Source organism: Streptomyces sp. NPDC007346 (assembly GCF_040703535.1).
Classification (GTDB): domain Bacteria; phylum Actinomycetota; class Actinomycetes; order Streptomycetales; family Streptomycetaceae; genus Streptomyces.
In genome coordinates this window covers 1-11,894 of record NZ_JBEYKR010000183.1, presented here as the reverse complement: position 1 = coordinate 11,894, position 11,894 = coordinate 1, and the positions used below count along the sequence as shown (strand labels likewise).

Sequence of the window (11,894 nt, the reverse complement as noted above, 5' to 3'; positions counted from 1 at the left end):
GTCGGCGTCGACGGAGACGCCGACGAGGCGTCCGGGCAGGGAGCGGGCGAACTTCTCGCGGACGGCCATGAAGCCGGCGTGCGGGCCGCCGAAGCCCATCGGGACGCCGAAGCGCTGGGTGGTGCCCACCGCGATGTCCGCGCCGAGGGCGCCCGGCGAGGTGAGCAGGGTCAGGGCCAGCAGGTCGGCGGCGACGGTGACGACGGCGCCGAGCTCGTGGGCCTGCTCGATGACGGGCTCGATGGCGCGCACGGCACCGGAGGCGCCCGGGTACTGGAGCAGGACGCCGAAGACGCCGCGCTCGGCGATCTCGGCGGGGATGCCGTCGCCGAGGTCGGCGACGACGACCTCGACGCCGGTCGGCTCGGCGCGGGTCTCGATCACCGCGACGGTCTGCGGCAGGGTGTCGGCGTCGACCAGGAAGACGCCCTTCTTGACCTTGCCGACGCGCCGGGCGAGCGCCATGGCCTCGGCGGCGGCGGTGCCCTCGTCGAGCAGGGAGGCGCCGGAGGTGGGCAGCCCGGTCAGCTCGGCGACCATCGTCTGGAAGTTGAGCAGGGCCTCCAGGCGGCCCTGGGAGATCTCCGGCTGGTACGGCGTGTAGGCCGTGTACCAGGCGGGGTTCTCCATGACGTTGCGCAGGATGACGGGCGGAGTGAAGGTGCCGTAGTAGCCGAGGCCGATCATCGGGGCGAGGACCTTGTTGCGGTCGGCCAGCGACCGCAGCTCGGCCAGCACCTCCGCCTCGGTGCGCGCCGAGGGAAGGTTCAGGGCCTCCGCACTCTTGATCACGTCGGGCACCGCGGCGGCGGTCAGCTCGTCGAGGGAGCCGTAGCCGACCTGGGCGAGCATCTTCGCCTGGGCTTCGGCGTCGGGCCCTATGTGGCGCTGCTCGAACGGAATGCCCTGCTCCAGCTGGGAGAGCGGAGTGCGACGGGGGGTCATGGTGGAGGCCTCCTGGTCTGTCACGACCTGCGAGGGGCACCACGGCGTGGGTGCCCGAACGGCCTCCCCCTCTGTCATCTCAACCTGAGAGCTTCACCGGCCCGCCCGGAGGCGTGCCGACTTTCACCGTCGGTGAGGGTGGAGCCCGCCCCGGCATGCGCCGCACGAGCCCGCCCTGCTTTCCAGAGTGACCTCGTCCGTGCGGTACGGGGGCCTGAGAGATTCCGGGGAGGATTTGCTCCTTCGGCGCCTCCGGATTCTGCACCGGAGGACTCTCCCGCACGGGGTCAGCAGCCATCTGCCAGCCTACCAGCGGCCATCCCCGCGGAGGCCTCGAGTGGCCGACACCACGGATCTGCACTTGTCTGGTGCTGGTGGAACGACAGGGGACCACCCCGACGTGACAGGGCCCCCTCGAGCAGTGGCGACCAGTGGGAGGCACCGTGCAGACCGATATCGATCCGCGCCGCCTGATCGGCCGCAAGGCGTTCGATCGCGAGGGCGCCAAGATCGGAACGGTGGATGAGGTCTATCTCGACGACGCGACCGGTGTGCCCGAGTGGGCGGCCGTCCGCACCGGCCTGTTCAGCAGGGACGCCTTCGTCCCGCTGGAGCCCAGCGAGTTCGTCGAGGACACGCTGCGGGTCCCCTTCGACCGCGCGTTGATCAAGGGCGCCCCGGACTTCGGCGTCGGCCGGCACCTCTCCCCCGAGCAGGAACTCCAGCTCTACCGCCATTACGGTCTGGACTCCCCGCCCGCGGCGGAGAGCGGCCCCGACCGCGACTTCGGCAGACTGGCGGGCCAGGAGGAGTAGTCGACCGGGTCGCGGACCAGGGGCAGCGGATCGGCCGGGCTCAGCTCCGGGTCGTCGACGCGGAACGTGACGACCCGGCCGACCGGCCCTCCGGGCTCCTCGAACCGGACCGTCACCCGGCCCACCCCGCTCCCCTGCACCCAGCCGTGCCCGTGCACCGCGTGGCGTACGTCGTGGCCGGCGGGCCAGCGCCGGGCGGCAAGCTGCTCGGCGCTCTCCCGGTCGGGCTCCTCGTCCACCGGTCCCCCGCCCTGCGCGCCCTCCGCGACCGGTTTCTCGGGCACCGTCGAGCGCGCCGCCAGCTCCCGGGCGTCGGCGGCCTGCGCGAAGAGGTCCTCCTGCGTGAAGTCCGCGAGCCCCGTGACACCCACGCCCAGGAGCCGTACGCCCCCGGTGGTGTCGACGGCCTCCAAGAGCCTCGCGGCCGCCTCACGGACCACTGTGGGGTCGTCCGTGGGGCCTCTGAGGGTCTCGGAGCGGGTCAGGGTGGAGAAGTCGTAGCGGCGCACCTTCAGCACCACCGTGCGCCCCGACCGGTCGGCCGAGCGCAGCCGCTCCACGCACCGCACGGCCAGCCGCTCCACCTCGGCGCGCACCCGCACCCGGTCGTGCAGGTCCACGTCGAAGGTGTCCTCGACCGATACGGACTTGGCGTCCCGCTCGGCGACCACCGGCCGGTCGTCCAGCCCGAGCGCCATCCGGTGCAGCCCGTGGCCGTGGGCCTTGCCGACCAGCCGTACGAGCTCGGCCTCGCCCGCCTCCGCGAGGTCGTGGACGGTGGTCATGCCGGCGCGCCGGAGGTGGTCACCGGTGGCGGGGCCGACGCCGGGCAGCGTCCGTACGGGCATGGGGGCCAGCAGCTCGCGCTCGGTACCCGGCTCCATGAGCACCAGGCCGTCCGGCTTGGCCTGCTCGGAGGCGATCTTGGCGAGCATCTTCGAACCGGCGAGACCGACCGACCCGCTCAGCCCGGTCACCTCCCGGATGGCCGTACGCAGCCGCTCCCCCGTCGCCCTGGCCGACGCCGAGTCGTCCGCCGTCCCGCCCGCCTCCAGATCGACGAAGGCCTCGTCCAGGCTCAGCGGCTCCACCAGCGGCGAGAGCCGCCCCAGGAGCTCCATCACCTGCTCGCTCACCGACCGGTACAGCGAGAAGCGGGGCACCAGGTAGGCGGCGTTCGGCGCGAGGCGTCTGGCCTGGGCCGTCGGCATCGCCGAGTGCACGCCCAGGAGCCGTGCCTCGTACGAGGCGGTGGCGACCACGCCGCGGGGGCCGAGGCCCCCGACCACGACCGCCTTCCCGCGCAGGCTGGGCTTGGCCGCCTGCTCCGCCGAGGCGTAGAAGGCGTCCATGTCCAGGTGGAGGATGGTCGGCGCGGGTCTCACACCCCCGATGCTGCCTCACGCCACTGACAACGGGATGGTTCCGGCACTCCGTGGAGTGCCGGAACCATCCCGTTTTCGCCTTGTCCGGTGCGCTCAGCCGCTCATCCGGCGCGGTTGCGGCGCCGGGCCAGCTCGTCGGCCGGGTTGTTGCCGATGAGGGTCTCACCGGTGTCGACCCGCTCGCCGTGGAGCTGGGAGAGCGCCGCGTCCACGTCGCGCCAGACGACCCCCACGGCGATTCCGAAGACTCCCTGGCCGCCCTGGAGGAGGCTGACGACCTCGTCGGGCGAGGAGCACTCGTAGACCGTCGCCCCGTCGCTCATGAGAGTCATGCGCTCCAGGTCCTGGAACCCCCGGGCCCGCAGGTGCTGGACCGTGGTGCGGATGTTCTGCAGAGCCACCCCGGTGTCCAGGAACCGTTTGACGATCTTGAGGAGGACCACGTCCCGGAAACTGTAGAGACGCTGGGTCCCCGACCCGTAGGCCGGCCGCACGCTCGGCTCGACCAGCCCCGTGCGCGCCCAGTAGTCCAGCTGGCGGTAGGTGATGCCCGCCGCCGCGCACGCCGTCGGTCCGCGATATCCGATATCGCTCGCCGCTGCCACGCCGTCCGCTGCCACCGCCGCCGGCGCAGCCGGCTGCCTGATGGCGTGGTCGGCTCCACTGCCGTGCTGCGGATACGGCCCACCCGCCGCCGTACCGTCGCCGCTGCTTCTCACGCCGACCTCCGTCCTTGACCTGCCCACTCGAAGGTAGGCAGTCACTGGGGGTGCGTCAACGATCGCCACACTCGGCACGCCGAGTGATAATCACCCTGAGGGTGGTTTCCCGTGTCTCGCTTCCGGGAAAGGCTTTTCGGATGCGCTGACGACACCCCTGCGGGACGGTCACTGACTGTTGGTACCGAAGTCCTCCGGTGAGATCTGGTCGAGGAATTCGCGGAACTTCTCCACCTCGTCCTCCTGCTCGTCGGGGATCGCGATGCCCGCATCGTCCAGCACGCCGTCACTGCCGTAGATCGGCGTTCCGGTCCGCAGGGCGAGCGCTATGGCGTCGGACGGCCGGGCGCTCACCTCGACCCCGCTGGCGAAGACGAGCTCCGCGTAGAAGACCCCTTCGCGAAGGTCCGTGATCCGGACCTCGGTGAGCTCCTGGCCCACGGCCTCGAGCACATCCTTGAACAGGTCATGGGTCAGCGGCCTGGCCGGAGCCATGCCCTGCTGGGCGAAGGCAATGGCGGTCGCCTCCCCAGGACCGATCCAAATGGGGAGGTACCGGTCGCCTCCCACTTCACGCAGGAGAACGATCGGTTGGTTGGAGGGCATTTCCACCCGGACACCGACAACGTCGAGCTCGTTCACACAGCAACCCTAGGACGTGCTCGCCATGTTTGGGTAGTCGGGCTCCCCCGAGCTCAGTGCAGACGGCTGCGCAGAGCGGTCTGGACGAGCGCGGCGTGCAGCCGTACGGAGAGCTCGGCCAGCTCGTTCGCCGTGGCCTCGGCATGGGCCCTGGTCTGCGGATTGCGGTGCAGACGCAGCGGCGCGACCAGCTGCTCGACCAGTCCCGCCTCACGGTCCGCGGAGGCGCGCATGGCGCGCAGATGGCGTGGTTCCAGGCCGAAGCGGCCCAGCTCCGCCACCAGCTTGGCCACGGTCACCATCTCGGCGTCGTAGCCGCCCCCGGGAGCCGCGACGATGAGCCCGTAGGACTCCCACTCCTCCAGCTGCTCCTCGTCGACCTGGGCGGCCGCCAGGAGCTCGGCCCGCCCGACCCGCGCGGCGGTCGCCGTGCCGGGACCGGAATCCCACACCCCGTCCCCGAGGTCGCGCTGGGCCCCCGGTGAGGGCAGCACGGGCTGCTCGCCCCGGGCCAGGGCGTCCAGGTGCTCGCGGATCACCTTGAGCGGCAGGTAGTGGTCCCGCTGCATGCAGAGCACCTGCGCGAGGCGCTCCACATCGCCGGGAGCGAACTTCCGGTACCCGGACGGAGTCCGCTGCGGCTCGACGAGCCCCTCGGCCTCCAGAAAGCGGATCTTGGAGATCGTGACTTCCGGGAACTCTTCGCGCAGTTGGGTGAGCACCGTTCCGATGCTCACCCAGCGCGCGTCCGCGGTGGCGGCGCCGTCACCGGCACCGCCTGTCGGTGTTCGCAGCATGGGCCTTCCTGGGGTCCCCCCGGACGGACTCCGGGGGCTGGTCACACGCCCCGCGGGCTCGCGTAGAAGACCAGGCGGTACTTCCCGATCTGGACTTCGTCGCCGTTGGACAGCAGGACCGAATCGATGCGCTCACGGTTGACATAGGTGCCGTTGAGGCTGCCGACGTCACCCACGGTGAAGCTACCGTCCGGACCCCTGCGGAACTCCACATGACGCCGCGACACGGTCACGTCGTCGAGGAAGATGTCGCTCTGCGGGTGACGGCCGGCGGTCGTCAGGTCACTGTCCAGCAGGAAACGGCTGCCGGAGTTCGGGCCACGGCGCACGACCAGCAGCGCCGAGCCTCCGGGCAGCGCGTCGACGGCGGCCTGGGCCTCCGGGGAGAGCGAGGGCAGGGCCGTCTGGCCCGTCGCCTCGGCCTCGTACGCCTCAAGACCGGAGATGGAGATGGTGGACGTGGTCTCCGAGGCACGCTCGGGAACACCGCCCCGCAGCGGCGCGCCGCAGTTGGAGCAGAATCGGCTGGCCTCCGCATTGCGGTGACCGCACCTCGTACAGACCGGCATCGACGAGCCCTCCGGGGTGAACCCTCCACCCGCACTTGAGGTTGATGGTTCGCCGAAACCTATTGCCCCGGCACCGGCAGGGTCAACGGACGACACGCCGGGACCACCCGGAGTGCCGTCACCGGACACCTCATCGCGGAAGAGCGGGCGCTCCGCTTCCTGCTCCTCGCCCTGGCCGTGGCGCGGAGCACGGTGGCGGGCAGCACTGTTGCTGTCCTCGCGTGCGCTCTTCCCGAACAACTTCGCAAACAACTTCACGGGCGATTCCCCTTGACCGACATAGACCCGCCCGTGGGGCAGGACGAACCCTGAATGAACACACCTGCCGACCCGGACATCTTCACAACGTCCGTATCCACTCGACAGTTTCCACCACGCACCACCAATCCGGTGCGCCGACCCCCCGCAACCTCACACCCTCGTCCACCGGCCCTTCGGCCCGGCGCGCTCACGGGGTCGACGACCGAGCGTAGTCAGGCCGCTTCGCCGGTCGCAAGGCGTCGACGACGATGTCGTCGGAACGCTCCACCACCGCCGTGGCCTGCTCCTTCTCCAGCGTCTGCACCACACCGCCGGGGATGTTGAGGGCGGGCTCCAGATCCTGCGGCTTGCCGATCACCTTGAACTCGTAGGGCGCTTCGATCTTCTTGCCGTCCACCTGGATGTCACCGCCGTCCCCGGCGAAGTACGTGTTGGCCACCACCCGGACGCCGTTGACCTCGATGGCCTCGGCCCCGGCCGCGCGCAGCTCCTGGATGGTGTCGAGCAGCTTGTCGGCCGCGACCGCGCGCGAGGGGTCGCTGATGGTCAGCGTGATGCCGGGGCCGTGCGCCGCCACCGTACCCGCGAGGATCCCCAGTTGCCGCTCCTTCTCCAGCGTCTGCTTCCGGGCCTCCTCGGCCTGGTCCGAGCTGTTCTCCAGCTCGGTGCGCTGGTCGTCCAGGCGCTGCTTCTCGTCCGCCAGGCGCTGGGTGCGATCGTCGACCTCGTCGAGGATCCGGACCAGGTCCTCCTGCCGCGCTCCGCGCAGCGTGTTGTCGTCGTTGGTGGACCGCACCTGGATGGCCAGCCCCAGACCGAGGCCGAACAGCAGCACCGCCACGATGAGTTGAGCCCGGCTCAGCCGGGGCGGCCACAGGCCCGCCAGCAGCCTCTGACGCCCGGAGACCTCCTGCGCGGCCGGTGGGCGCGCAGGGGCGTCCGGTACGGCGGAATCAGCGGTGTCCGGCTGTTCGCTGGGCGGGTTCTCGTCGTTGTTCATCGGCCTCAAGCCCGGAAGACGTGCCGACGGATCGCGGCGGCGTTGGAGAAGATCCGGATGCCGAGCACGACCACGACACCGGTGGAGAGCTGAGCGCCGACACCCAGTTTGTCGCCGAGGAACACGATCAGCGCGGCGACGACGACGTTGGAGAGGAACGACACCACGAAGACCTTGTCGACGAAGATGCCGTCGAGCATGGCCCGCAGCCCTCCGAAGACCGCGTCGAGCGCCGCGACCACGGCGATCGGGAGATAGGGCTCGACCACCGCCGGTACCTCGGGCCGGACCAACAGTCCGACCACGACTCCCACGACGAGGCCCAGTACGGCGATCACGATGTGCCCTTCCCTGATTCTGCCGCATCACTGCCGGCGGCCTTCGGCTCTGCTGTACGGACGATCAGGCTCGGTGCGGCGGGGAGCCGCACCTTCGCCTGATCGGACAAGCTGGTGCGGATGTCGAAGCTCTCCTTGAGCGCGTTGAGGTACTGGCCGTCGGCGCTGCCCCGGAACGCGGAGGCGAGGTTCTTCCCGTCCCCCACCGCCAGCACGGTGTACGGCGGTACGAGCGGTCTGTTGTCGACCAGTATGGCGTCGCCCGCGGCGCGGATCGCCGACAGTGCCGTCAGCCTTTGCCCATTGATGGCGATGGCCTCGGCACCGGACTCCCACAGGCCGTTGACGACCCGCTGCATGTCCCGGTCGCGCACCCGGCCCGTGTCGGCGAAGCTCGACGACTCGCGGGGCCCGCCGCCGCCCTGATCGGTGTTCTTGGCGTCGTCCACGACGAGCTTCACCCCGGGACCCTCGACCGGGGTCGCCCCGGACAGCAGGGCCACCAGCTCTCCCTGGTCCCCGCCGTGACGTTCCAGGGCCTTGCGCTGCCGCTCGCCCACGTCACTGCGGAGCTTGTCGACATCCGACTCCAGGGTGTCGGCCGCGCGGGTCTCGGCGTTGATGCGGTCGATCAGCTCTTCGCGCTCCTTCGCGACGACCGGCGCCGACACCTGCGCCTCGGCGGCACCCAGGGTGACCACGAGGGCGGCCACCACCAGGCCGGCGGCCAGGCCGAGCTTCGACTTGAGCGTACGGGGCAGCTCCGCGCTCCCGTCGGCCCTGCGGCGGGCCGAGGCCTCCGCGTACCCCTCGTCGAGGCTGTGGGCCATCACGTTGTTCAGCAGCGACATGGAGGCGTCGGGGCGTGCGGGTGGCGAGGGGGTGCTCCGATCGGGGGGCTGCTGCGACATGCCGCACATCGTCGCACGTCACCACGGCTACCGCCGAATGGCCCCACCGGTGCACCGGGACGCCCTGGACGGGGAGTTCCGGTGCACCGGTGTCAGGAGGTCACTCGCCTGCGCTCTCCACCACGGCCGACCACTCGTCGAGCAGCGCCTGCGCGGAGGCGTCGTCCGGGCCTTCCGCCCACAGATGGGTGACGGCCTCCGCCCGGTCGGGGAGCACCATGATCCACCGTCCGTCCGCCTCGACCACCCGGACACCGTCCGTGGTGTCCACGCTGCGGTCTCCTGCCGCCTCGACGACGCTGCGCATGACGAGGCCCTTGACCGCCCACGGCGTCGCGAGGTCGCGGCGCAGGACGTGGGCCCGGGGGATGCGGGCGTCGATCTGGCTGAGGGTGAGCTGGGTCCGCGCGACGAGTCCGATGAGCCGGACGAAAGCGGCCGTCCCGTCGAAGACGCTGCTGAATTCGGGAACGATGAACCCGCCGCGCCCGTCTCCTCCGAAGATGGTGGTCTCTTCGCGTCCCACCCGGGTCAGGTCGTCGGGCGAGGTGGTCGTCCACTCCACCTGGGTGCCGTGGTAGGCCGCCACCTGTTCGGCGACGCGCGTGGTCGTCACCGGCAGGGCGACCCGTCCGCTGCGCCGCTCGGCGGCGACCAGGTCCAGCATGACCAGCAGGGCCCGGTCGTCCTCGATGATCCGGCCCAGCTCGTCCACGAGGGAGAGCCGCTCACCGACCGGGTCGAACCGTACGCCGAAGGCGGCCCGTGCCGAGGAGACGATCTCCCCGAGCCGGACGAGCCCGGCGCGGCGTGTCTCGACGGACTCGGTGGGCCGCGATTCGTCGAGCCCCGGGTTGATCGTCAGGGCGTCCACCCCGAGCCGCCCGAGCAGGCTGGGCAGCACAAGCCCGGCGGAGCCGTTGGAGGCGTCCACGACGACCTTGAGCCCCGAGTCGGCGATCCCCGCGATGTCGACGTTGCGCAGCAGGGAGCCCGTGTACGAGTCGAAGACGCTGGACGGGAAGTGCAGGTCCCCGATCTCGCCGGGGAAGGCCCTGCGGTACTCCTGGCGGGCGTAGACCCGGTCCAGCTTGCGCTGCTGCGCCTGCGAGAGGTCGGCGCCCCGCTCGTCGATGAACATGATGTCCACCGAGTCGGGCACCCCCGGCGACGTACGGATCATGATGCCGCCCGCACTGCCTCGTGCCGTCTGCTGCCGGGCCACGGGCAGCGGTACGTTCTCCAGGTCGCGTACGTCGATGGCGCTGGCCTGCAACGCGGAGATGACGGCCCGCTTCAGGGCACGCGCGCCTCTGGAGTGGTCACGGGCGGTCGTGACCGTCGACCCCTTCTTGAGGGTCGTGGCGTAGGCGCCGGCCAGCCGGACCGCCAGCTCGGGGGTGATCTCGACGTTCAGGATCCCGGAGACGCCGCGCGCCCCGAAGAGGTGCGCCTGCCCGCGGGATTCCCAGATCACCGAGGTGTTGACGAACGCGCCGGCCTCGATGGTCTTGAACGGGTACACCCGCACGTTGCCCTGGATGATCGACTCCTCGCCGACCAGACACTCGTCACCGATGACAGCGCCGTCCTCGATCCGGGCCGCCCGCATGATGTCGGTGTTCTTGCCGACCACGCAGCCCCGGAGGTTGCTGTGCTGCCCGATGTACACGTTGTCGTGGACCACGGCCTTGTGAAGAAAGGCGCCGGTCTTGACGACCACATTGGATCCCACGACCGTGTGCTCACGGATCTCGACGTCCGCCTCGACCTTGGCGTAGTCACCGATGTACAGCGGCCCGCGGAGCACGGCGTCCGGATGGACCTCCGCGCCTTCGGCCACCCACACACCGGGCGAGATCTCGAAGCCGTCGAGCTCGACGTCGACCTTGCGCTCCAGGACGTCGGCCTGTGCCTTGACGTAGCTCTCGTGCGTACCGACGTCTTCCCAGTAGCCCTCGGCGATGTAGCCGTAGATGGGCTTGCCTTCCTTCATCAGCTGGGGGAAGACGTCACCGGACCAGTCGACGGAGGTGTCGGCCTGGACGTAGTCGAAGACTTCGGGCTCCATGACGTAGATGCCCGTGTTGACCGTGTCCGAGAAGACCTGGCCCCAGGTCGGCTTCTCCAGGAAGCGTTCGACCTGGCCGTTCTCGTCCACGATGGTGATGCCAAATTCCAGCGGATTGGGGACCCGGGTCAGGCAGACCGTGACGAGGCCGCCCTTCTCCTTGTGGAAGGCGATGAGGTCCGTGAGGTCGAAGTCGGTGAGCGCGTCACCGGAAATGACGAGGAACGTGTCGTCCTTCAACGCCTCCTCGGCGTTCTTCACGCTCCCCGCGGTGCCGAGTGGCTTCTCCTCGTTGGCATAGGTGAGCTCCATCCCGAGCTCCTCGCCGTCCCCGAAGTAGTTCTTGACGAGGGAGGCGAGGAACTGGACGGTCACGACTGTTTCATTGAGCCCATGCCTCTTCAGAAGCCGCAGCACATGCTCCATGATCGGCCGATTGGCCACGGGCAGGAGCGGCTTGGGCATGCTCGAGGTCATGGGGCGCAGGCGTGTGCCTTCGCCACCAGCCATCACGACGGCCTTCATGTCGGAAACGTCCTCCTAGAAGAGACGACGGTCAGCCGAGTTCGCCCGTCGGGGCATCACATTCAAGACATCACACCGCGGGTCGGCCACACTGCACGGCACCGCGTCAACGAGCTCGATCGGCTACTGCATCCGCCTTGACGAGCCGGCGGACCTGGACCACGTAGAGGATCCCTGCCCACCAATACAGCGTTGTACCCCATCCTGCGAACGCCCATCCGAAAACGGCGGCCACAGTAGCCAGCCAACCACTCCCGTCGCTGAGCAGCAACAAGGGGAACGCGTACATGAGGTTGAAGGTTGCAGCTTTCCCGAGGAAGTTGACCTGCGGCGGCGGATAGCCGTGGCGTCGCAGGATGGCCACCATCACGAGCAGCATCAGCTCACGGGCCAGCAGGGCGGCGGTGAGCCAGAGCGGCAGGATCTCACGCCAGGTGAGGCCGAGAAGGGTCGAGAGGATGTAGAGACGGTCAGCAGCCGGGTCCAGGAGCCGGCCAAGACTGCTGATCTGGTTCCACCGCCGGGCGAGCTTGCCGTCGAGGTAGTCGCTGATGCCGCTGAGCATCAGCACCAGCAGCGCCCAGCCGTCGCTGTTGGGGCCGCCGAACACCGGGCGGAGAATCAGCCACAGGAAGAGCGGTACCCCGACAAGGCGAGCCATGCTGAGGATGTTGGGGATGGTGAGGACCCGGTCCGTCTGGACCCGAGTCTCCTGGACCTCCACCCGGGAGCCTCCTGTGAAGAACGTGCGAATGATGCTCCCCGACCTTACCCTCAGCTTCCGCCGGCACATGCACAGGGGTAGGGCACTCCGGCACCTGAACGCAGAAAAGCCCCGTGCCAATGGCACGGGGCTTTCCCGGAAAAATTGTTCGGCGGCGTCCTACTCTCCCACAGGGTCCCCCCTGCAGTACCA

The 11,894-nt window shown here is 69.8% G+C and carries 11 protein-coding genes, 1 pseudogene and 1 riboswitch; of the genes and pseudogenes, 1 reads left to right on the top strand and 11 read right to left on the bottom strand.

Features of this window, described 5'->3' with window-relative positions; translation table 11 throughout:
- Positions 1-945: pseudogene (locus AB0917_RS30810) on the bottom strand (glycine dehydrogenase (aminomethyl-transferring)); the annotation flags it as partial.
- A gap of 192 nt (positions 946-1,137) precedes the next feature.
- Positions 1,138-1,235, bottom strand: a riboswitch (glycine riboswitch).
- A 153-nt stretch (positions 1,236-1,388) separates the two neighbouring features.
- On the opposite strand from AB0917_RS30810, the gene AB0917_RS30805 reads away from it, so the two are divergent.
- Positions 1,389-1,760: a PRC-barrel domain-containing protein gene (locus tag AB0917_RS30805; protein WP_366822974.1), complete on the top strand. Its 372-nt coding sequence runs from the start codon at positions 1,389-1,391 to the stop codon at positions 1,758-1,760.
- Here AB0917_RS30805 and AB0917_RS30800 read toward each other — a convergent pair.
- From AB0917_RS30800 to AB0917_RS30755, 10 genes are all read right to left on the bottom strand, one after another.
- Positions 1,682-3,145 (bottom strand): DNA polymerase IV, encoded by a 1,464-nt coding sequence (locus tag AB0917_RS30800; RefSeq protein ID WP_366822973.1) that lies wholly within the window; start codon positions 3,143-3,145, stop codon positions 1,682-1,684. The two genes, AB0917_RS30805 and AB0917_RS30800, sit on opposite strands and share 79 nt — an antisense overlap.
- 101 nt (positions 3,146-3,246) lie before the next feature.
- Positions 3,247-3,864 (bottom strand): MerR family transcriptional regulator, encoded by a 618-nt coding sequence (locus AB0917_RS30795; RefSeq protein WP_366822971.1) that lies wholly within the window; start codon positions 3,862-3,864, stop codon positions 3,247-3,249.
- A 168-nt stretch (positions 3,865-4,032) separates the two neighbouring features.
- Positions 4,033-4,506 carry a bifunctional nuclease family protein gene (locus AB0917_RS30790; RefSeq protein WP_006123076.1) on the bottom strand — a complete coding sequence of 158 codons (474 nt, stop codon included), beginning with the start codon at positions 4,504-4,506 and terminating at the stop codon, positions 4,033-4,035.
- A gap of 53 nt (positions 4,507-4,559) precedes the next feature.
- Positions 4,560-5,303 (bottom strand): MerR family transcriptional regulator, encoded by a 744-nt coding sequence (locus tag AB0917_RS30785; RefSeq protein ID WP_366822970.1) that lies wholly within the window; start codon positions 5,301-5,303, stop codon positions 4,560-4,562.
- Positions 5,304-5,344: 41 nt separating this feature from the next.
- Positions 5,345-6,130 (bottom strand): FHA domain-containing protein, encoded by a 786-nt coding sequence (locus tag AB0917_RS30780; RefSeq protein ID WP_366822969.1) that lies wholly within the window; start codon positions 6,128-6,130, stop codon positions 5,345-5,347.
- Between the two features lie 190 nt (positions 6,131-6,320).
- Positions 6,321-7,133, bottom strand: a complete 813-nt coding sequence (locus AB0917_RS30775; RefSeq protein ID WP_366822968.1) for a DUF881 domain-containing protein — start codon at positions 7,131-7,133, stop codon at positions 6,321-6,323.
- A 5-nt stretch (positions 7,134-7,138) separates the two neighbouring features.
- Positions 7,139-7,471 carry a small basic family protein gene (locus AB0917_RS30770; protein WP_003970459.1) on the bottom strand — a complete coding sequence of 111 codons (333 nt, stop codon included), beginning with the start codon at positions 7,469-7,471 and terminating at the stop codon, positions 7,139-7,141.
- Complete coding sequence (locus tag AB0917_RS30765; RefSeq protein ID WP_366822967.1) at positions 7,468-8,382, bottom strand: DUF881 domain-containing protein; 915 nt, start codon at positions 8,380-8,382, stop codon at positions 7,468-7,470. Before AB0917_RS30765 ends, AB0917_RS30770 begins: the two co-directional genes overlap by 4 nt.
- A gap of 100 nt (positions 8,383-8,482) precedes the next feature.
- A complete protein-coding gene (locus AB0917_RS30760; RefSeq protein ID WP_366822966.1) occupies positions 8,483-10,978 on the bottom strand; it encodes a mannose-1-phosphate guanyltransferase in 2,496 nt (831 codons plus the stop codon).
- A 106-nt stretch (positions 10,979-11,084) separates the two neighbouring features.
- Positions 11,085-11,702: a CDP-alcohol phosphatidyltransferase family protein gene (locus AB0917_RS30755; RefSeq protein WP_366822965.1), complete on the bottom strand. Its 618-nt coding sequence runs from the start codon at positions 11,700-11,702 to the stop codon at positions 11,085-11,087.
- Positions 11,703-11,894 lie beyond the last annotated feature (192 nt).